The organism is Pseudomonas grandcourensis (assembly GCF_039909015.1).
Classification (GTDB): Bacteria; Pseudomonadota; Gammaproteobacteria; order Pseudomonadales; family Pseudomonadaceae; genus Aquipseudomonas; species Aquipseudomonas grandcourensis.
In genome coordinates, this window is sequence record NZ_CP150919.1 from 1,465,064 (window position 1) to 1,485,760 (window position 20,697).

The following is a 20,697-nucleotide window of genomic DNA, read 5'->3' on the forward strand; positions in this document are numbered from 1 at the left end:
CCTGTGGATGAGAAACAACGTTACGACGAGGGGATGAAAGTCCGTCGCGCGGTCCTCGGCGACGCTCACGTCGACCGCAGCCTGACCACCCTGACCGAGTTCAACTCGGAGTTTCAGGAAATGATCACCCGTCACGCCTGGGGGGACATCTGGACCCGCCCGGGCCTGCCACGTCATACCCGCAGCCTGATCACCATCGCCATGCTGATCGGCATGAACCGCGAGGGCGAACTCAAACTGCACCTGCGCGCCGCCGCCAACAATGGCGTCAGCCGTGGCGAGATCAAGGAAGTGATCATGCAGAGTGCAATCTACTGCGGGATTCCGGCGGCCAATGCGACGTTCCACCTGGCCGAGTCGGTGTGGGATGAGTTGGGGGTTGAATCGCGGGAGTAAGCGGCAAAACGGTGAACAACCTGTGGGAGCGAGCTTGCTCGCGATGGCGTCGGCATATTCACTATTGATGTCGCCTGATACACCGCCATCGCGAGCAAGCTCGCTCCCACATTTGTTTTGTGTTTACAGCAGGCTGATCGGATAGCTGATGATCAAGCGGTTCTCATCGAACTCGTTGTTGCTGTAATCCCGGCGCATGGTCGAGTTGCGCCATTTCAGGTTCAGGTCTTTCAGCGCACCGCTTTGCACGGTGTAGCCCAGTTCCGATTCACGTCCCCATTCCTTGCCATCGGTGATGCTGCCGGTGTGCACATTGTCGCCGCTGATGTAGCGGTTCATCAGGGTCAGGCCCGGTACGCCCACGGTGGCGAAGTTGTAGTCGTGACGTACTTGCCAGGATTTCTCCTGGGCATTGTCGTAGCTGGAGTTGTAGCTGTCGTTGGCCAGTGTCCCGCCGCTGGTGCCGTTGACCCGCATCCAGGCGTTGTCTCCGGTGAGTTTCTGCAGCCCGACGTAGAAGGTGTTGCCGTCGTACTTGGCCGAGAACAAACCGTACAGGGTCTTGTTGTCCAGCTCGCCGGCCCGGGCGCTGCCGTCATCCTTGCCGTAGAAGTAGCCCAGGTTGGCACCCAGGGTCCAGTCGCCAAGCGGCTGGCTGTGGATCAGATTGATGAATTGCTGGCTGTAGATGTCCTTGAGCTCGGCGTTCCACAGACCAATCTGGGTGCGCTTGTCGTTGAACACGTACTCGCCGCCCTGGAAGTTGAAACGGTCCGAGGTGAACGCCGCTTTGCCGGTCATCGACATGTCGTCCATGCTGCTGTCGTCCCGTGGGCTGTTCTGGCGGAACTGGCCGCCGTAGAGCGTCAGGCCATTGATCTCCTTCGAGGTGATCTGGCCACCCCGGAAGGTTTGCGGCAGCGAACGACCGTCGTCCGAACGCAGGATAGGCAGCACCGGCATCCACTCGCCGACTTTGACTTCGGTCTGTGACAGCTTGGCCTTGAACGCCACGTTGGTGCGCCCGAAGTTATCCGCCGGGCGACCGTCGTGATCCAGTGGCAGCAGTTGCGTGCCGCCGGTGCCTTTGCCGCCGTCGAGCTTCACCGAGTACAAACCGAGCACATCCATACCGAACCCAACGGTGCCCTGGGTGAACCCGGACTTGGCGTCGAGAATGAAACTCTGCGTCCACTCTTCAGCCTTGCCCTGGGCCTTGGTCGGGTTGGTGAAGTTGCGGTTGATGTAGAAGTTGCGCAGGTTAAGGTTGACCTTGGCCCCTTCGACAAAACCCAACTCCTCGGCGTAGGCAGGCAGGGCGGCACTTGCCAGAGCGGCGGCGATCAGGCTAGGAACGAAATACTGCGCGGTGGAAGACGTCATGAACTCGGGTCTCTCTAATTCTTGGGGATGAAACAGGGTGATGCCGCAACCCGGGGTTGCAGACGAATATTCGAAATCAGCACAAAACGAAGCGGGTCAGCCGGAGAGGGCGGGGCGCGGGGGCATGGTGTCGAACCTGTTGTTATTGGTTTTGTGGTTCGGATGGTGCGTGGAATGTACTGGATGGTTCAATCGTAAAAAGCGGGTTTTGGGCGATTATCGAACGATAGTGTGCGTATGCGTTTACGTGTCTGAGTTGGTTGTCATCCTGTTATATCTGACAGTTGTTTGTGGAAGATCAAAGGTCTAGTTTCAATTGCTCTGAAGTATATTTGATTTTGCTTCTTCGTAAATCTGAGAGGTTGCTATGAAAGTCGAAAGCGATGAGGTTCGATTAAAAGATGAGAAATGGCAGGCGTTTCTGGAGGGCAAGGTTGTAGAGCAAGTACTTGGCGGGAGAATGAATGGGCGGTATACGGTTGAAAACGATCCGGAGGTTATTATTCAACTTAGAGATCCATATTTGTGGTGGGATAACAATTTCCCTGGGTTTTTTATGCTGTTCAGGGATGATGATAGTGAAACTGAGTTGGTATTGAGATGTTGGTACAGGTTGGAGCAAGGTGGCAGTTACCCGATCTCAGAGCATGTTGATCATGTGGATGCGTGCTTTCTTAGGAAGGATGTCACAAGCGGTGGCATAAGTTATACGGTGCCGAAAGGAACGTTTCATGTCCGGTTTCTTGAAGCACAGGCAGTTGAAGGTTTTTTTGATTTTGAATTTAAAGTTAACTTTGGATCAGGTAGATATCGAGGTGTAAGTTTTAGGTGCGATAAGTTTGATGTCAGGTTGAATGCTTGAAGTGCCTGGAGTTATGTCGTTTGTTTGATCTTCGGGAAGGAGGTAGGGTAGGTGCGATGGTTGTTGGCTGGTAACTGAGCGTTACTATGAAAGTATAGTGGCTGTTGAGCAAGCGCATCATGGAATTTTGTAGTTCCATGATGCGTTTTCTTGCATTAAAACTTCAGAACAACTTCATCTTCGGCGCTTCTTCCTTCAACGGCTCGTTCTTCGCCGTCTGTTCGTTCCAGCCACCACCCAGGGCCTTGTACAGGTTGACCTGGCTGACCAACTGCGCCAGACGGTCGGTGATCAGCACCTGCTGCGCACTGAACAGCTGACGCTGGGCATCGAGGAAGGTCAGGTTGCTGTCGACACCGATACGGTAACGACGCTCGGCCAGGCGGTAGTACTCCTGGTTGGCACTGACGAAATCTTTCTGTGCCTGCAACTGCTGGACGTAGGTCTGGCGGGCGGCCAGGCCGTCGGCGACTTCCTGGAAGGCCGTTTGAATGGACTTCTCGTAGTTCGCCACGCCGATGTCTTTCTGGATTTTCGAGTAATCCAGGCTGGCGCTCAGGGCGCCGGCGTTGAAGATCGGCAGGTTGATCTGCGGCTGGAACAACCAGGTGCCCGAACCACCCTTGAACAGACCGGACAGGTCCGGGCTCAGGGTACCCGCATTGGCCGTGAGGCTGATGCTCGGGAAGAACGCAGCCCGCGCCGCGCCGATGTTGGCGTTGGCGGCCTTCAGGTTGTACTCGGCCTGAAGTACGTCCGGTCGACGGTGCAGCAAGTCAGAGGGCAGACCCGCTGGCACGTCACTCAACAAATCGTCGTCGAGCGGTTTGGCTGCTTGCAGGTTGGCCGGGATACCGGTGCCGAGCAGCAGCACCAGGATGTTCTCGTCCTGGGCGACCTGACGGGTGTACTTGGCCAGTTGCGCACGGGCGTTTTCCACCGAGGTACGCGACTGCGCCAGGTCCAGGGCCGAGGCGACGCCGACTTCATTGCTGCGGGCGGTGAGCTTGTAGCTCTCCTCGAAGGCGGCCAGGGTGTCCTGGGTCAGCTTGTACAGTTCCTTGTCGGCCTGCCAGGTCAGGTAGGCATTGGCCACGCTGGCCACCAGGCTGATCTGTGTGCTGCGGCGGCCTTCTTCAGTGGCGAAGTACTTCTGCAGCGCTTCTTCGTTCAGGCTGCGAACCCGACCGAACAGGTCGAGTTCATAGGCGCTGACCCCGACCGTGGCCGAGTAGGAACTGACGATGCCCGACTGACCTGTTTGCGAGGAGTTTTCCGGAACCCGCTGACGGCTGCCGGTGCCGTTGGCCGAGACGGCCGGGAACAGATCGGCACGGGAGATGCGGTATTGAGCCGCAAACGCATCGATGTTCAGGGCCGCGACACGCAGGTCACGGTTGTTTTCCAGGGCCACCTGGATCAGCTGTTGCAGTGCCGGGTCATGGAAAAACTGCTTCCAGCCCTGCTCGGCAGCCGCTTGCGCCGGTGCCTGGGCCGGCGAGTACGCCAGGCCCTGCGGGTACTGGCCCGCCACCGGTGCTTTGGGCTGCTGATAATCAGGTATCAGCGAGCAGCCACCGAGTACGAAGGCGGCGACTGCCAGGGAGAGTAGCGACTTGCTCATTAGCCAGCCTCTTTAGGAGTTTCAGTAGCGTCATCCTGGTCGACCTTTTTACGCTGGCCAATGGACGACACGGTGACGAAGAACAGCGGGACCCAGAAGATCGCCAGCACAGTGGCCGTGATCATACCGCCGATCACGCCGGTACCGATTGCATGCTGGCTACCCGAACCTGCACCGGTGGATATCGCCAGGGGTACCACACCGAGGACGAAGGCGAGCGAGGTCATGATGATCGGTCGCAGACGCATGCGGCACGCCTCGATCGCCGCATCGCGCAGGCTACGCCCTTGTTCGTGCAGTTCCTTTGCAAATTCGACAATCAAAATGGCGTTTTTCGCCGCCAGACCGATAGTCGTCAACAAACCTACCTGGAAATACACGTCGTTGGACAAACCACGCAGGCTGGTGGCCATCAGTGCACCGATGATCCCCAGCGGTACCACCAACATTACCGCGATCGGAATCGACCAGCTTTCATACAACGCCGCCAGACACAGGAACACCATCAGCAGCGACAGGGCGTACAGCGCCGGCGCTTGCGAACCGGACAGACGTTCTTCATACGACAGGCCGGTCCAGGAAATACCGACACCCGCCGGCAGTTTCTTGGCAATGGCTTCGACTTCGAGCATGGCTTCACCGGTGGAATAGCCAGGCGCCGGGGCACCGAGGATTTCCATCGCTTCCACGCCGTTGTAACGGGCCAGTTTCGGCGAACCGTAGATCCACTCGCCCTTGGCGAACGCCGAGAACGGAACCATGGTGCCGGTGGCGTTGCGCACGTACCATTTCTGCAAGTCTTCAGGGCCCATGCGAGCGCCTGGCTGGCCTTGCACGTAAACCTTCTTCACCCGACCACGGTCGATGAAGTCGTTGACGTAGCTACTGCCCAGGGCAATCGACAGGGTGTTGTTGATGTCGGCGATGGTAATACCCAGGGCACTGGCCTTCTCGTCATCGATTTCCAGCTGGTATTGCGGTTCGTCGTTCAGGCCGTTCGGACGCACCTGGGACAGGATCTTGCTTTGTGCGGCCATGCCGAGGAACTGGTTACGCGCTTCCATCAGTTTTTCATGGCCGATACCGGCACGGTCCTGCAGGAATACGTCGAAACCGGTGGCGTTACCCAGTTCCAGTACCGCCGGTGGCGCGAAGGCGAACACCATGGCATCGCGGAAGGTGAAGAAGTGCTGCTGGGCACGGGCCGCCACCTTGAACACGTTGTTGTCGGCGTTACGTTCGTCCCACGGACGCAGCATGATGAACGCCATACCCGAACTCTGGCCACGGCCGGCGAAGTTGAAGCCGGTCACGGTAAACACCGAGTTCACCGCATCGCCTTCGCCGCCATCCTTGCCAGGGCGCAGCAGGAATTCACGCATTTCGTCGACGACCACCTGGGTGCGCTGGGCCGTGGAGCCGGCCGGGGTCTGCACCTGGGCAAACAGTACGCCTTGGTCTTCTTCCGGCAGGAACGCCGTTGGAATGCGGGTGAACAGCCAGATCATACCGACGACGATGATCAGGTAAGCCAGCAGGTACGGGGCCTTGTGCGTGAGCATGTTGCCCACGCCGCGCTCGTAGCTGCGTACGCCGCGGTCGAAGTTGCGGTTGAACCAGCCAAAGAAACCGCGCTTCGGTACGCCGTGCTCGCCTTTGCGGATCGGCTTGAGCATGGTGGCGCAGAGCGCCGGGGTGAAGATCAGTGCAACCAATACCGACAGGGCCATGGCCGAGACGATGGTGATCGAGAACTGCTTGTAGATCACACCGGTGGAACCGCTGAAGAACGCCATCGGCAGCAGAACCGCCGACAATACCAGGGCGATACCGACCAGCGCACCCTGGATCTGCCCCATGGATTTCTTGGTGGCTTCCTTGGGCGACAGGCCTTCTTCGCTCATCACCCGCTCGACGTTTTCCACCACGACGATGGCGTCGTCCACCAGCAAACCGATGGCCAGCACCATGCCGAACATGGTCAGGGTGTTGATGCTGAAACCGGCTGCCGCGAGGATCCCGAATGTACCCAGCAATACCACCGGCACGGTCATGGTGGTGATGATGGTGGCACGGAAGTTCTGCAGGAACAGGAACATCACCAGGAACACCAGCGCGACCGCTTCGACCAGGGTGTGAACCACGCCCCTGATCGATTCCGTTACTACCGGAGTAGTGTCATACGGGAACACCACTTCCATCCCTTGCGGGAAGAACGGCTTGAGGTTGTCGATGGTGGTGCGCAAGGCTTTTGCGGTGTCGAGGGCGTTGGCACCGGTGGCCAGTTTCACCGCCAGACCGGAAGCCGGGGCACCGTTGAACTGGGCGTTGATGCTGTAGTTCTCGCCACCCAGACCGACTTCGGCGACATCTTTCAAGCGAACCTGGGAACCGTCCTTGTTGACCTTGAGCAGGATCTTGTCGAATTGCTCGGCGGTCTGCAGGCGGGTCTTGCCGATGATGGTCGCGTTCAGCTGGGTGCCGGGCAGGGCAGGCAGGCCGCCGAGCTGGCCGGACGAGACCTGGACGTTTTGCGCGGCGATAGCGGTCTTGACGTCGATCGGGGTCAGGTTGAAGTTGTTCAACTTGGCCGGGTCGAGCCAGATACGCATGGCGTACTGGGAACCGAACACCTGGAAGTCGCCGACACCGGCGGTCCGCGAGATCGGGTCCTGCATGTTCGACACGATGTAGTTGGACAGGTCGTCCTTGGTCATGCTGCCGTCACGCGACACCACGCCAATCACCAACAGGAAGTTCTTCACCGCCTTGGTGACGCGGATACCCTGTTGCTGCACTTCTTGCGGCAGCAGCGGGGTGGCCAGGTTCAGCTTGTTCTGGACCTGAACCTGCGCGGTGTCGGAGTTGGTGCCTTGCTCGAAGGTCGCGGTAATGGTCATGGTGCCGTCGGAGTTACTTTCCGACGAGACATAACGCAGGTTGTCGATACCGTTGAGCTGTTGCTCGATCACCTGAACCACGGTGTCCTGAACCGTTTGTGCCGAAGCACCCGGGTAGGCCACGGAGATGGCGATCGCCGGAGGTGCAATGCTCGGGTACTGGTTGATCGGCAACCGGAGGATCGATAGTGCCCCGACCAACATGATCACCAGGGCAATTACCCAGGCGAAAATCGGACGGTCGATAAAAAATTTCGACATGGTTTACTCCCCTTTGCCGCCGGAGGCTTTATCAGCTGCCTGGGCGGGGGCCGGGTTCTTTGCGGCTACGTTGGTCGCTTCACTGACCTTGACTTCGATGCCGGGTTTGACGAATTGCAGACCTTCGGTGATCAGGCGATCGCCGGCCTTCAGGCCGTCTTCGATCAGCCATTGATTGCCGACGGTGCGGTTGGCCTTGAGTTGACGCAGTTCGACCTTGTTGTCCGGGCCGACAACCAGTGCGGTTGGCGTCCCCTTGAGGTCGCGGGTCACGCCTTGCTGCGGGGCCAGGATCGCCGCGCTGTTCACACCGGCCAGCAACTTGGCGTGCACGAACATGCCAGGCAGAAGGGTGTGATCAGGGTTCGGGAAAATGGCGCGCAGGGTGACGGAACCGGTGGTCTGGTCAACCGAGATTTCGGAGAACTCCAGCTTGCCGTCCAGCTTGTAATCGCTGCCGTCTTCGAGGGTCAGCTTGACCGAGGCTGCGTTATCGCCGGCCTTTTGCAGGCGACCGCTTTCCAGCTCACGGCGCAGTTGCAGCAACTCGACCGAGGACTGCGTCACGTCGACGTAGATCGGGTCGATTTGCTGAATTACCGCCATCGCGTCGACCTGGGCATTGCTGACCAGCGCGCCTTCGGTCACCGAGGAGCGGCCGATGCGGCCGGTCAGCGGGGAATAGACCTTGGTGTAGCGCACGTTGATCTGTGCGGTTTGCAGCGCGGCTTCCGATTGCAGGCGGTTGGCCACGGCGGTGTCGTATTCCTGACGGCTTACGGCTTGTTCGTCGACCAGTTGCTTGTAGCGGTCGGAAATCGACTTGGTCGAACGCAGGTTGGCTTCGGCGCTGGCGAGCGTTGCTTCATAGATCGACGGGTCGATCTGATAGAGCTGCTGGCCGGACTTGACGTCGCTGCCTTCCTTGAACAGGCGCTTGAGAATGATGCCGTTGACCTGCGGGCGGACTTCGGCAATGCGGAATGCACTGGTACGGCCGGGCAGATCGGATGTCAGGGTGAAAGCTTGCGGTTGCAGAGTCACGACGCCGACCTGAGGCGGTGGGGCGGCCGGTGCTGCCTCTTCCTTTTTACATCCGCTGAGCAGCGATGCCAGGGCGACGGCGGCGACCAGAGCGGTAACAGCTGGCTTGAATTGCATGAAAATCCTCGGGTCAGGCGCGCAAGGAGCGCACTAGAAAGGTGGAAGGTTGAAAAATGTTTGCCGAGTGGATAAGTAGCTTGCTAAGGAATATACTTACGTACATGGCTGTTTGTAAATACCCAGGCTGCGTATCAACGTCGTTACATGGGCCGTTACACGAGCCGTTGAAAGGTTGGAATTGTAGGCCGGGGACGCCCCCCAGAACGTTCGCCCCACTTTTATTCAGCCGATGTTCAGGCATCGCTGAAGCACCCTGATTGAGGTTGTACTGCCATGGTCCGTCGTACCAAAGAGGAAGCTCAGGAAACCCGCGCGCAAATTCTCGTGGCGGCCGAAAAGGCCTTTTACGAGCGAGGCGTGGCGCGCACGACCTTGGCGGACATCGCGACCCTGGCCGGCGTCACTCGAGGGGCCATCTACTGGCATTTCAGCAACAAGGCGGATCTGGTGCAGGCCATGCTCGACACCCTGCATGAGCCCCTGGAAGAAATGGCCAAGGCCAGCGAGAGCGAAGACGAACTTGATCCCCTGGGCTGCATGCGCAAGCTGTTGATTCATTTGTTTCATCAAATTGCGCTGGACCCGAAAACCCGACGCATCAATGAGATTCTTTTTCATAAGTGCGAATTCACCGATGAAATGTGCGACCTGCGCCAACAACGGGTGTCAGCCAGCCTCGAATGCAATGTGCGGATCGGCCTGGCCCTGAGTAATGCCGTGAATCGTGGCCAGTTGCCGGAAAACCTCGACACCGCCCGCGCCGCAATCAGCTTGCATGCTTACATTGACGGCATCCTGTACCAGTGGTTGCTGGCCCCCGACAGTTTTGAACTGCACACCGAAGCCGAGCGTTGGGTCGATACCGGGCTGGATCTGTTGCGCTTCAGCCCCAGCCTGCGCGCATAAAGCAAAATGCGTAATCGGCACCTTGTGTGTCAACCGATGACGCCGAAGATGAACAGTTCTTCACGCGCCCTTCGCCAATGCGGTGCTTTTATATACTTACACTCGGCAGGTTGACAGGTAGCAAGCTCAGTATTTTGTAGGGAAATTGTGTCGAGTCTGTGAGCGAATGTGAGTCTTCCGTTTTTTGCACCGTGCGGACATCGGTTTGTGAACTGATCTCGGGGTGCAGGGGAGGTCGGAGGGAGTGGCACAGAGGTCGGTACGTTCCCCTCCGACTTATTACGATGTTTATTTACTGATACTAAAGTTAACCATGTAACTGAAGGGTGGCCTCGTCATCTTTTTTGAGATCGTCGCGTTGCATTTGTACTGGCCATTTCCTGATGGTTCGACTGTTATCTTCCAGTCAGGTTTGTAGTCAGGCTCTAAAACGCCGTAACCAACCGGAGCATCCATTCGGGTTTTCAAGCGGCATCGATAACCATGCACTTCATATACCAGGTCGAGGCTGACAGGTTCAACTTTTTGCCTGCGAGGTTGCCAGCCTGATTTGTCGAGTGTAAATGGTCTGGGATAGGGTATGTCGAGAAATTCTTTGGTGCCTGGCCCGACATTAAACGTTATCAAGGGACCATTCAGCGGAACTTCCAAGCCCGAAATGCTCTTCAGTTTTAACGTGCCGAAAGTGTTGTTCGACAGTTTGAGGGTGATGACGGTGTCGGTCATGCTGTTTGCATTGATTGAGTAAAATAAAAGCAATGCAAGTATTGGCAGTTTGTAAATTTGCATTTTTGGTTGCTCGTAGATGGGAGGTGTGGGGGGTTATTCCATGGTGAACTCAATGCTCATACTATTTGGGTAACTGTTTTGCACTTCGAGAATTTCAGTTGAGCAGTCAGCCGCTTCAGTTCCCGTTGATTTGCCATTGCCCGACCAGTGGGGCACTCGTTCGGCGTCGCCTCCTTGTTTTTCCAGTCTGACTTCAATGGACGCTGTGTATAGGCATTCCTTGTTTCCCGAAACGTAGGCAAATGTTTCTGTCAGCTCGGTCGCTTTGCCGAAAGCAATAGAGCTGAAGAACTTCGGAAAGTCAGCTGCATACTCGTATCGGCCCTTGGCGGGGACATCGAACTCACTGATGGGGTAGGAGGAGTTGCTTTGTTTTTTTGTAGGCTTTGAAAGCTTCATTGTGCTGTTTGTGAGGTTTTTAAAGTGGTAGTGAATAGTCGTTGTGTCCGAGTCTTTGGATTGAATGAGTGGCTTTTGCTTTTCATTTGAAGCAAAGCTGAAGCTGCTTGTTATGAGGGCGAGTGTTAGCCCGGTCAGAGTAGCCTTTATGTGTTTTGCGAGTGGAGGCATTGGCTTAATTCCATTTAAGTGGTGCTTGGGTGTCAATGGGTTTAAGTCATTGTTGTTCGTGAGGGGTGGTTATTCAATAAGTGGGCTGAAGTGAGTTGTTAGTTTATCTTGCTTGATGTGGGTGGAGTGCTTGATGGCGGGAAATTGAGAGGGTTAGTAAAAGCAGTATTGTTTGATTTTTACGGACAAAAAAAGGCCTCGGCGCAAGAGCGCGGAGGCCTTTGAAGCAAGAAGGTGTCAATTACAGCGTCGGGTAGTCGATGTAGCCGACCGGGCCCTTGGCGTAGAACAGTTCCGGGCGCGCTTCGTTCAGCGGCGCGTCAGCCTGCAAGCGTGCCGGCAGGTCCGGGTTGGCAATGAAGGGTACGCCGAAGGCGACTGCATCGGCCTTGCCACTGGCGAGCAACGCGTTGGCGCTGTCCTTGGTGAAACGCTCGTTGGCAATGTAAGGGCCGCCGAAGGCTTCCTTGAGTTGAGGGCCGAGGCTGTCGGCGCCTTCTTTCTCCCGCGAGCAGATGAAGGCGATGCCACGCTTGCCCAGTTCGCGAGCGACGTAGGTGAAGGTCTCGGCTAGGTTATCGTCGCCCATGTCATGCAAATCGGCGCGTGGCGACAAGTGCACACCTACACGGCCGGCACCCCAGATTTCGATGGCGGCGTCAGTCACTTCCAGCAGCAGGCGGGCACGGTTTTCCAGGGAACCGCCGTAGTTGTCCGTGCGCTGGTTGGTGCTGCTTTGCAGGAACTGGTCGAGCAGGTAACCGTTGGCGGCATGGATTTCCACACCGTCAAAGCCGGCGGCCTTGGCGTTCTCGGCACCGACGCGGTAAGCGTCGACGATGTCGGCGATTTCAGCGGTTTCCAGGGCGCGCGGCACCGGGAAGTCGGCCAATGGACGCACCAGGCTGACGTGGCCCTTTGGCTGGATGGCGCTCGGAGCGACCGGGGCTTCATCGTTCAGGTACAAACCGTGGGAAATGCGACCCACGTGCCACAGTTGCAGGAGGATTTTGCCGCCCGCGCCATGGATCGCCTTGGTCACGTTGGACCAGCCACGCACCTGATCGTTGGACCAGATGCCCGGGGTGTCCGGGTAGCCGACGCCCATCGGCGTGACCGAAGTGGCCTCGCTGAGGATCAGGCCGGCGGAGGCGCGTTGCACGTAGTACTCGGCCATCAGCGCGTTGGGCACGCGACCTTCGTCGGCGCGGCAGCGGGTCAGCGGCGCCATGATGATGCGGTTGGCCAACTCGAGGTCGCCCAGTTTGATCGGATCGAAAATAGTCGTCATTTAAAGCAACCCTCGTGAGGTAATGGTTGATCAGTTGGTAGCAGGGGCCAGATCGGGATTGCCGCTCTGACGGAAAGTAACCAGGGTCACCAGCAGGGCGAGTACCGCCAGTACGGCTGCCGCGAGCGGCACGCTGGTCAGGCCGAAGCCGTGGGCGATCACGCTGCCGCCGACCCAGGCACCCAAGGCGTTGCCGATGTTGAAAGCGCCGATGTTCAGGGTCGACACCAGGTTCGGTGCGGCCTTGCCGAAGGTCACCACGTTCACTTGCAGCGCCGGTACGGCGGCGAAGCACGCGGTGGCCCAGAGGAACAGGGTGATTTCGGTCGGGATCAGCGCGACGCTGGTCCAGGTCAGCACGGTGGACACTACAGCCATGGTGATGAACACACCGATCAGCGTCGCGGCCATGCCTTTGTCGGCCAGCTTACCGCCGATGATATTGCCGACCGTCAGGCCCAGGCCGATGAGCATCAGGGTCCACGTCACGCCACGGGGCGAGACGCCGGTGACTTCGCCGAGCAGCGGCGCGACGTAGGTGAACAGGGTGAACACCGAGGCGGCGAACAGCGCGGTCATGCTCAGGGACAGCCAGATGCCGCCGCCCTTGAGTGCGGCCAGTTCGGCGCGCATGTCGAGTTTTTCTTCATCACGCTTGGCCGGCAGGAAGCGGATCAAACCGATTAGTGCGATTACACCGATCACCGTTACGGCCCAGAAGGTCGAACGCCAGCCGGCTTCCTGGCCGAGGGCGGTGCCCAGCGGTACGCCGAGGACGTTGGCCAGGGTCAGGCCGGTGAACATCAGGGCCACGGCCGAAGCGCGTTTGTTCGCAGGCACCAGGCCGGCGGCGACCACTGAACCGATACCGAAGAAGGCGCCATGGCACAGGGCGGTGACCACACGGGCGAACATCAGCACGTTGTAGTCGCCGGCCACTGCGCAAAGCAGGTTGCCGACAATGAAAATTCCCATCAACGCCACCAGGGCTGCCTTGCGCGGCAGTTTGGCGGTGGCCAGCGCCATGAACGGCGCGCCGATGGCCACGCCCAGGGCGTAACCGGTCACCAGCCAGCCGGCACCGGGAATCGACACACCGAGGTCAGCTGCCACGTTGGGCAGCAGGCCCATGATGACGAACTCGGTGGTGCCGATGGCGAAGGCGCTCAAGGCCAGGATGAGTAGCGAGAGGGGCATTGTTTAATTCCTTGTCGGCCGACTGACGTTAAGGGTCAGAGCTCTTTACTGAAGGTTTTGAGGAACTCCTGAATGGTTTCCTCGTTGCGTTTGAAAAAATGCCACTGGCCGACTTTGCGGCTGCTGATCAGGCCGGCGCGTTGCAGGGTCGCCAGGTGTGCGGACACCGTGGACTGCGACAGGCCGCAACGTTGATCGATCTGCCCGGCGCAAACGCCGTGCTCGTTGCTATGGGACTGGTCGGGAAATTCGACGGTCGGGTCCTTGAGCCAGTGCAGGATTTCTCGCCGTACTGGGTGTGCCAGGGCTTTTATTATTTCGTCGAGATTGATGGTCATGATGTGGGCTCGTGATGTGTAAAACGCTATATCGCGATGAGGCGAACTTTAAATCGGTATTTCGCGATATACAAATATGATTTGGCTCTGACCAGCTCACATTTCGGTATATCGAGTTATAACGATATGGTGAGTGTAACAAGACAAGGGGGCAGTGCTAAGCTGCGCCCATGAACTATCTCGCACATCTTCACCTCGGTGGCCAGCGTCCCGGCCAGTTGCTCGGCAGTCTGTATGGCGATTTCGTCAAGGGACGGCTGCAAGGGCAGTTCGCTCCGGAAATCGAGGGGGCTATCCAGTTGCACCGCAGCATCGACGTGTTCACCGATCGCCATCCGCTGGTGGACGTCGCACTGTCGCGTTTCTCCCTGACCCGTCGTCGCTATGCGGGGATCGTGCTCGACGTGTTTTTCGACCATTGCCTGGCTCGTGACTGGACGCTGTACGCCGACCGGCCCCTGGCGTTGTTCACCTCGGACGTTTACCGGGTGCTGTCCAGTGAACGACAACTGCCGGAGCGGCTGGCGAAGATTGCGCCGCACATGGTGGCCAATGACTGGTTGGGGTCGTATCAGGAATTCGAAGTGCTGGATCAGGTATTGGGCGGGATCTCGCGGCGCCTGACCCGGCCGGAAGAACTGGCGGCGGCGATGCAGGAATTGCGGCGGTTGTATGAGCCGTTGAGCGAGGACTTCAGGTTGTTCTATCCGCAGTTGCAGGATTTTGCCCGGAACTATCCAACAACATAAAACCACTGTAGGAGCGAGCCTGCTCGCGATTGCGGTCTGTCATTCAGCAGCATCGTTGAATGTTAATCCGCTATCGCGAGCAGGCTCGCTCCTACAGGGGGGTGTTTTTACGCTGCAATTGCGGGGCGCATCGGTGCTCGCTGAGGTTCGACAGCGGCTCCGAACAACGCCTTCTGCACCGCCTGCTGCGCCTCGAACGCCAGCGCCGCGCGTTCCCGGCCTTCGCAAGCGATTGGCTTGAGCAGGTGAATTTCCACACCGCCACGGTCGTTGGCAAACAACCGCATCAGATGCGACAGCAAGTCATCGTCGCCAATAAATGGAGCCAGCGCGCAAGGCTGGCCGTCACGCACATAACGAATCGCCACCGGCTGCATCGCCACTTCGGAATCGATGGCGGCGGACAGCAGGCGGCCGTGGAAAGTACGCAGCGAACGGCCATCGGTAGTGGTGCCTTCCGGGAACATCAGCAGGGGGTGTGCCTGTTCCAGGTGACGGGTCATCTGCTTGCGGATCAACTGGCTGTCACCCGAGCCACGACGGATAAACAGGCTGCCAGCCTTGGCCGCCAACCAGCCGGCCACCGGCCAGGTGCGCACTTCGGCCTTGGACAGGAACGACAGCGGCGTGAGCATGCCCAGCAGCGGGATGTCGGTCCAGGACACGTGGTTGCTGACCCACAGCATCGGTGCCTTCGGCAGTTCGCCGTGGACGATCACGTCGAAGGGCAGGGCGTTGCTCAGGCGGGCCATGAAAAACCGCGACCAGCGCTGACGACGCGCCATCGAATGGGCCATGCCCAGGCGTTCGAACACCCCGAACACACTGGCCATGCCCAGGCCCAGCGTTACCACCAACAGCACTCGCGCGATTCGCGCGTACACCCGCAACCGGCTCATTACACAGCCGCCTTGAAGTGTTTGGCGTAACGCGGGCAGAGTTCGTCGCGCTTGAGCAGGATGAACACGTCGGCGACCTGGAAGTCTTCGTCCCAGCATGGCTCGCCGCAGATCTTCGCGCCCAGGCGCATGTAGGCCTTGAGCAGCGGTGGCATTTCGGCGATCACGTTCGACGGGATGTCCAGGCTCGGCAGCGGGTTTTTCGGCTCGGCGCGCAGATGTTCGGTGCACAGGTAGCGTTCGCGCAGACGTTGCATGATCGCGTGGGCCTGCACGCCGCCATCCTGCATCGGAATGCTCGCGCAACCCATCAGATAGCTGTAGCCGCCCTGGTTCAGGACTTCGGCCAGTTCGCCCCAGAGCACGGCGATGGTGCCGCCGTTGCGGTAGGCCGGGTCGACGCAGGTGCGACCGATTTCCAGGATCGGGCCTTGCAGGTGCACCAGGCCGTGGAGGCTGAATTCTTCTTCGCTGTAGAATTTGCCCAGGCTGCTGGCCGCCGTGTGGTCGAGCAGACGGGTGGTCGCCACCAGACGCCCGGTGTTCAGGTCACGCACGCCGATGTGGGCGCAGTGAACGTCGTAGTCATCCATGTCCAGACCCAGTTCCGCGCCTTTGAGCTTGGCGTTGAACTCACCGCTGAACACGTTGAAGCGCAAGGCCTGGGCTTCCTGCAATGCCTCGGCGCCCACCAGGCGTTCGGCTTGCAGGCGGCGTTCGTTGCCGGTGTCGCTGATGCGGGCGATCTGAGTCATGGCGAATCTCCGTGCGGGCTGCTCACCCGTCTTTGGGCTACAGCGAATCGACTTTCTTTGTCTAGCCGTGTTGTGCAAAGTCAGGCTATGTAGCCCCGGTGTCATCGCCATTAAGCTTTGGTGATGCTTATATGACAGCCCTCGAGGAGCCTCTTATGCCCTGGCAAACCCTGTTGAACCGTCGTGATCGCTTGCCCGCCAACCCGGATCTGGCCGAAGGTTTCGCGACCTTGTTGCAGCAGTTGGGAGCGGTCACGCCGTTTGAATTGGCGGTGCTTGGCGGGCGGTTGATGGCGACGCCGGGGTTGGCGTTTCTGGTGGGCTATCAGGCGGCCTTGCGCATGCTCTGGCCGAGCGCGCCCCTGAGCCTGGGCGCGCTGTGCGCCACCGAACAGCGCAGCCTGCGCCCGGCCGACATGCAAACCCGGTTGAGCGGTTTGCGCCTGAGCGGACGCAAGGATTTCGTCACCGCCGGCGATGCCGCCGACTGGCTACTGGTGGCGGCGCGCAGCGAGGATTCCGGCGCCGATCCACGCTTGAGCCTGGCGGTGATCTATCGCGATGAGCCGGGTGTGCGGGTGGAAAAACTGGCGCCGATCCCGTTGATGCCGGACATCAGCCATGGCCGCTTGTTTCTGGATAACGCGCTGTGCGAGTTGCTTGCGGGGGATGGTTGGGACGCGTACGTCAAACCGTTCCGCACCCTGGAAGACATCTATGTACTGAGTGCCATGACGGCGTGGTTGTACGGCATCGGCCAGGAATGCGATTGGCCGCAAGGCTTGCAATTGCGGTTGCTGGGGTTGCTGGCGGGGTGCGCGGAAACCAGCCGCCAGCCACCGACCCATCCGGCCGGGCATGTGTTGCTTGGCGGGTTGTTTGCGCAGTTCGAAGGGTTCAAGGCTGAGGTGAATGAGGCGCTGGCCGAGGGGCCGTCGGAGTGGGCGGCGATGTGGCAGCGGGATCAGGCGGTGATGGATTTGGCGGCCGGGGCGCGGGGCAAGCGGTTGGTGAAGGCACTGGCGGAATCTTCACTGCCTTGACTGGCCTCATCGCGAGCAAGCTCGCTCCCACAGGGATTTCGCTCACACCAAAGATCCTTTGTAGGAGCGAGCTTGCTCGCGATGGCGGCCTGATTGGCAACATGAACTTCTGAATTGTCATCAACCTCGACTAGGCTCAGCAGGTTCAATCTCCGAGCCCTCGCCATGCCCAAAGGCTTGTCCCTGATTTTCCTGCTATTGCTCAGCCTCACGGTCCAGGCCGAAAACTGGCCCGCCGAGCAATGGCCGACCGCCCCGACGCCGACGGGGCCGGCACTTCAAGCCCTGGAGGCCTATGCCTTCCCATCCCGCGATGAGACCACTCGCCAGGGCATTCGCACCGATGCCTTGCTGGTGATTCGCGACGGCCAATTGATCTACGAACGCTACGCCGGCCCGACGACGGCCGAGACGCCGCACCTGACCTGGTCGATCAGCAAGAGCCTGATGGCCACGGTCCTCGGCGTCGCCTACGGCGAAGGCTTGTTCAAACTTGGCGACCCTGTGGCGAAGTTTTATCCGCCCCTGCAAAAATACCCCGACATGACCATGGCCGACCTGCTGCACTGGGCCTCGGGCCTGGACTGGCAGGAAGACTACGAATACGCACCGCTCAAGTCATCGGTGGTGGCCATGCTCTACACCCGTGGTCATCACGACATGGCCGCGTTCACCGCGGCCCATGCGGAGTACGCAGCGCCCGGCCAGGCGTTTCGCTACTCCAGCGGTGACAGCAACCTGTTGTCCGCCGCGCTGAAAACCATCGTTGGTCCCAGTCGTTATCCCGACTATCCGTGGACTGCGCTGTTCGAGCCGCTGGGCATTCGCCATGCCGTGTGGGAAACCGATGCCACGGGCACTTTTGTTGCATCGTCCTATGCCTACCTCACTGCAAGGGACCTGGCCCGGGTCGGTCTGTTGATGGCCCGCGAGGGGCGCTGGGCAGACAAACAACTGTTGCCCAGGGACTGGGTGGCGTTCAACCGCGAGCCGTTTGCTCACTATCATGCCGATCAAGACGATGCCGTCCCCGGTGGCCAGTGGTGGCTCAATCGAGCCGTTGAGGGGGCATCACGACCCTGGCCCGATGCCCCCGCCGATACCTTCGCCGCACTGGGTCATTGGGGCCAGGCAATGTACGTGATCCCAAGTGAACAACTGGTGATCGTCCGCTACGGCGATGACCGCGACGGCAGTTACCGGCACAACCAATTGCTCCAGCTCGCGCTCAAGGCCTTTGCCGGGAAGGTGCAGCCATGAGCGGTTTCATTCGCCGTCGACCGGTCAGTTCCCTGTTGCTGATCCTGCTGATCGCCTTGCTCGGCTGGATCTGGCACGAGCGGGTGGCGCTGTGGGCGTTTCCTGACATCATCAGCGCCTACACCGCCAAGGAATACTGTTCGTGCCGCTACGTGATGAACAACGACGCCGAGTACTGCCATAGCTATGTGAAACAGTGGCTGCCCGCCAGCGGCTTTGTCGATGACCCGGCCGGCAAGCGTGTCACGGTCAGCGGCATGGGCCGCAGCAACAGCGCGGTGTGGATCGGCGAGCGCCAGGGCTGTCGCTTGCAGCCCTGACTGCGATGAAATTGTGAGGCCGTGCGAGGGCTCCCTCGCCACTAAGGCAGGTTTGGGGTAATAGACGGCTTGCAATGCGCTGAAGGCCGGTTAAGGTTCAGCACAGGTTTATCTGCCCCACGAGTCTCTATGTTCAAGCGCTCCACCGTCCAAACCCTCACTTTCCTGCTGCTGGCCGGCGCCGCATTGTCGGCCCGCGCCGACTGGTACCTCGATGGCGAATCTTCGCGCCTGTCGTTTGTCAGCACCAAGAATGCCAATGTTTCCGAAGTGCAGCGCTTCCTGGTGCTGCACGGCAAGGTCGACCCCGAGGGGCTTGCGCAGGTCGAAGTCGAACTGGAGTCGATCAACAGCGGCATCCCGTTGCGCGATGAACGCATGCGCAAGGAGCTGTTCCAGATCGACCGGTTTCCCGACGCCTTGATCACCACGAAAATCGATCTGCGCCCGATCAACGACCTCGCTCCCGGCGCACAGCTGGAGTTGCGCCTGCCGCTGACGGTCGACCTGCACGGCAAACAACATCAGTACCAGGCCGAGCTGCTGGCGACCCGTCTCGATGACCGGCGCTTTCAGGTGGTGAGCCTCGAACCGCTGGTGATCAACGCCGAGGATTTCGATTTGGCTCCAGGGTTGGAGGCGTTGCGCAAAATGGCCGGTCTGTCGGCGATCAGTCTTTCAGTGCCGGTGAGTGCGGTGCTGATTTTCACGGCGCGCTGACATGGCCGGAGCGATCTTTCCCTGGCGTGAAGGCAACCATTTCGAACTGCTGATCGACGGTCCGCAGTTTTTCCCGCGCATGCTGGTGGCGATTGCCCGGGCTGAAGAACAGGTCGAACTGGAGCTGTATCTGGTGGAGGCGGGCGCCTGCGCCGAAGCCATGGTCCAGGCCTTGGTGCAGGCCGCCGAGCGTGGGGTGCGGGTGCGCTGCCTGTTCGATGATTACGGCAGCCTCGCCTTCACCCTGACCTTGCGTCAGCGGCTGATGGCTGCCGGGGTGGAACTGCGTTTCTACAACCGGCTGAGCTGGCGGCGCTGGGTCGGCAACTTCTACCGCGATCATCGCAAGCTGTTACTGGTGGACCAGAGCCTGGCTGTGGTCGGCGGCACCGGAGTCACCGACGAGTTCTGGACACCGGGCGAAGACGTCAGCGAATGGCACGAAGTGATGGTGGAAATCACCGGGCCGCTGGTGCTCGACTGGCAACTGCTGTTCGACCGGCAATGGATCGCCAACCGCCATCGGCGTGCCTGGCGACCGGCCTCGCATTTCGGTCTGCCGCGCCTGCCACGGGTGCCGTCCATAGGCGAGGGCATGGGCCGGGTGGCCTATGCCGACGCCCGTCAACACCGGGACATTCTGCAATCGCTGGTGCGCGCCCTGAACAGCGGTCAGCGACGGATCTGGCTGGCCACGCCGTACTTTCTGCCGACCTGGAAAGTCCGCCGCTCCCTGCGTCGGGCGGCTGCCCGGGGCGTCGATGTGCGGTTGCTGTTGACCGGGCCCCGTACCGATCATCCATCCGTACGCTATGCCGGCCATCGCTACTATCCGCGACTGCTCAAGGCCGGGGTGAAGATTTACGAATACCAGCCGTGCTTCCTGCACTTGAAAATGGTCTTGATCGATGACTGGGTGAGCATCGGCTCGTGCAATTTCGATCACTGGAACCTGCGCTTCAACCTGGAAGCCAACCTGGAAGCCCTGGACCCCGGATTGACCCGCTCGGTGGCGGCGAGTTTCGAACGGGACTTCGGGTTGAGCGAGCAAGTCAGCCTGGAGGAATGGCAACGCCGGCCACTGTGGCGGCGGGTCAAGCAGCGGGTGTGGGGATGGGTGGATCGGGTGGTGGTGAATCTGCTGGATCGAAGGGGTTGAACCCGATTTTCTGAACACTGAAAACCACTGTGGGAGCGAGCTTGCTCGCGATGGCGGCCTGACAGCCAACAGAGATGTTGAATGTTATGGCCTCATCGCGAGCAAGCTCGC

General features: G+C 59.5%; 20 protein-coding genes. 9 read left to right on the plus strand and 11 right to left on the minus strand.

Features of this window, described 5'->3' with window-relative positions:
• The first annotated feature begins 3 nt into the window (after window positions 1-3).
• A complete protein-coding gene (gene pcaC / locus AABM52_RS06435) occupies window positions 4-396 on the plus strand; it encodes a 4-carboxymuconolactone decarboxylase (protein ID WP_007976697.1) in 393 nt (130 codons plus the stop codon).
• A gap of 123 nt (window positions 397-519) precedes the next feature.
• On the opposite strand, the gene AABM52_RS06440 is transcribed toward pcaC, so the two are convergent.
• A complete protein-coding gene (locus tag AABM52_RS06440) occupies window positions 520-1,779 on the minus strand; it encodes an OprD family porin (protein ID WP_347910967.1) in 1,260 nt (419 codons plus the stop codon).
• Window positions 1,780-2,146: 367 nt separating this feature from the next.
• Here AABM52_RS06440 and AABM52_RS06445 point away from each other — a divergent pair, with 367 nt between their 5' ends.
• Window positions 2,147-2,641, plus strand: a complete 495-nt coding sequence (locus AABM52_RS06445) for a hypothetical protein (RefSeq protein WP_347910968.1) — start codon at window positions 2,147-2,149, stop codon at window positions 2,639-2,641.
• A gap of 163 nt (window positions 2,642-2,804) precedes the next feature.
• On the opposite strand, the gene emhC is transcribed toward AABM52_RS06445, so the two are convergent.
• From emhC to emhA, 3 genes are read right to left on the minus strand one after another with little or no spacing between them, the layout of a single operon-like run.
• Window positions 2,805-4,265, minus strand: coding sequence for an efflux RND transporter outer membrane subunit EmhC (gene emhC / locus AABM52_RS06450; RefSeq protein ID WP_347910970.1), 1,461 nt, complete (start codon window positions 4,263-4,265; stop codon window positions 2,805-2,807).
• Window positions 4,265-7,426 (minus strand): efflux RND transporter permease subunit EmhB, encoded by a 3,162-nt coding sequence (gene emhB / locus AABM52_RS06455; RefSeq protein WP_347910971.1) that lies wholly within the window; start codon window positions 7,424-7,426, stop codon window positions 4,265-4,267. The genes emhC and emhB overlap by 1 nt, the downstream gene beginning before the upstream one ends.
• A gap of 3 nt (window positions 7,427-7,429) precedes the next feature.
• Complete coding sequence (emhA, locus tag AABM52_RS06460) at window positions 7,430-8,587, minus strand: efflux RND transporter periplasmic adaptor subunit EmhA (RefSeq protein ID WP_347910972.1); 1,158 nt, start codon at window positions 8,585-8,587, stop codon at window positions 7,430-7,432.
• Between the two features lie 276 nt (window positions 8,588-8,863).
• On the opposite strand from emhA, the gene emhR reads away from it, so the two are divergent.
• A complete protein-coding gene (gene emhR, locus AABM52_RS06465) occupies window positions 8,864-9,496 on the plus strand; it encodes an efflux system transcriptional repressor EmhR (protein WP_347910973.1) in 633 nt (210 codons plus the stop codon).
• Between the two features lie 288 nt (window positions 9,497-9,784).
• Here emhR and AABM52_RS06470 read toward each other — a convergent pair whose 3' ends face one another.
• From AABM52_RS06470 to AABM52_RS06490, 5 genes are all read right to left on the minus strand, one after another.
• Complete coding sequence (locus AABM52_RS06470) at window positions 9,785-10,285, minus strand: hypothetical protein (protein WP_347910974.1); 501 nt, start codon at window positions 10,283-10,285, stop codon at window positions 9,785-9,787.
• Window positions 10,286-10,318: 33 nt separating this feature from the next.
• Window positions 10,319-10,855, minus strand: coding sequence for a hypothetical protein (locus tag AABM52_RS06475; protein WP_347910975.1), 537 nt, complete (start codon window positions 10,853-10,855; stop codon window positions 10,319-10,321).
• A 241-nt stretch (window positions 10,856-11,096) separates the two neighbouring features.
• Window positions 11,097-12,146, minus strand: coding sequence for an alkene reductase (locus AABM52_RS06480; protein WP_347910976.1), 1,050 nt, complete (start codon window positions 12,144-12,146; stop codon window positions 11,097-11,099).
• Between the two features lie 30 nt (window positions 12,147-12,176).
• The gene (locus AABM52_RS06485) at window positions 12,177-13,343 is read right to left on the minus strand and encodes an MFS transporter (RefSeq protein WP_347910977.1); all 1,167 of its coding nucleotides are present in this window, start codon (window positions 13,341-13,343) and stop codon (window positions 12,177-12,179) included.
• 35 nt (window positions 13,344-13,378) lie between these two features.
• Window positions 13,379-13,681, minus strand: coding sequence for a helix-turn-helix transcriptional regulator (locus AABM52_RS06490; RefSeq protein ID WP_007983055.1), 303 nt, complete (start codon window positions 13,679-13,681; stop codon window positions 13,379-13,381).
• A gap of 170 nt (window positions 13,682-13,851) precedes the next feature.
• On the opposite strand from AABM52_RS06490, the gene AABM52_RS06495 reads away from it, so the two are divergent.
• Window positions 13,852-14,430, plus strand: a complete 579-nt coding sequence (locus AABM52_RS06495; protein ID WP_347910978.1) for an ACP phosphodiesterase — start codon at window positions 13,852-13,854, stop codon at window positions 14,428-14,430.
• A gap of 107 nt (window positions 14,431-14,537) precedes the next feature.
• Here the strand turns inward: AABM52_RS06495 and AABM52_RS06500 are convergent, their stop codons facing one another.
• Window positions 14,538-15,329, minus strand: coding sequence for a lysophospholipid acyltransferase family protein (locus tag AABM52_RS06500; protein ID WP_347910979.1), 792 nt, complete (start codon window positions 15,327-15,329; stop codon window positions 14,538-14,540).
• The gene (olsB, locus tag AABM52_RS06505) at window positions 15,329-16,084 is read right to left on the minus strand and encodes an L-ornithine N(alpha)-acyltransferase (RefSeq protein ID WP_007996073.1); all 756 of its coding nucleotides are present in this window, start codon (window positions 16,082-16,084) and stop codon (window positions 15,329-15,331) included. Before olsB ends, AABM52_RS06500 begins: the two co-directional genes overlap by 1 nt.
• A gap of 155 nt (window positions 16,085-16,239) precedes the next feature.
• Between olsB and AABM52_RS06510 the strand changes: the two genes are divergently transcribed.
• The 5 genes from AABM52_RS06510 to AABM52_RS06530 all read left to right on the plus strand — a co-directional run bounded on the left by AABM52_RS06510 (window position 16,240) and on the right by AABM52_RS06530 (window position 20,586).
• The gene (locus AABM52_RS06510) at window positions 16,240-17,127 is read left to right on the plus strand and encodes an acyl-CoA dehydrogenase family protein (RefSeq protein WP_347910980.1); all 888 of its coding nucleotides are present in this window, start codon (window positions 16,240-16,242) and stop codon (window positions 17,125-17,127) included.
• A gap of 165 nt (window positions 17,128-17,292) precedes the next feature.
• Window positions 17,293-18,387: a serine hydrolase gene (locus AABM52_RS06515; protein ID WP_347910981.1), complete on the plus strand. Its 1,095-nt coding sequence runs from the start codon at window positions 17,293-17,295 to the stop codon at window positions 18,385-18,387.
• Complete coding sequence (locus tag AABM52_RS06520; protein ID WP_347910982.1) at window positions 18,384-18,707, plus strand: amidase; 324 nt, start codon at window positions 18,384-18,386, stop codon at window positions 18,705-18,707. The genes AABM52_RS06515 and AABM52_RS06520 overlap by 4 nt, the downstream gene beginning before the upstream one ends.
• A gap of 129 nt (window positions 18,708-18,836) precedes the next feature.
• Window positions 18,837-19,427 carry a YceI family protein gene (locus AABM52_RS06525; protein ID WP_347910984.1) on the plus strand — a complete coding sequence of 197 codons (591 nt, stop codon included), beginning with the start codon at window positions 18,837-18,839 and terminating at the stop codon, window positions 19,425-19,427.
• A gap of 1 nt (window position 19,428) precedes the next feature.
• On the plus strand, window positions 19,429-20,586 hold the full coding sequence (locus AABM52_RS06530; protein ID WP_347910986.1) for a phosphatidylserine/phosphatidylglycerophosphate/cardiolipin synthase family protein: 1,158 nt from the start codon (window positions 19,429-19,431) through the stop codon (window positions 20,584-20,586).
• The last annotated feature ends 111 nt before the right edge of the window (window positions 20,587-20,697 follow it).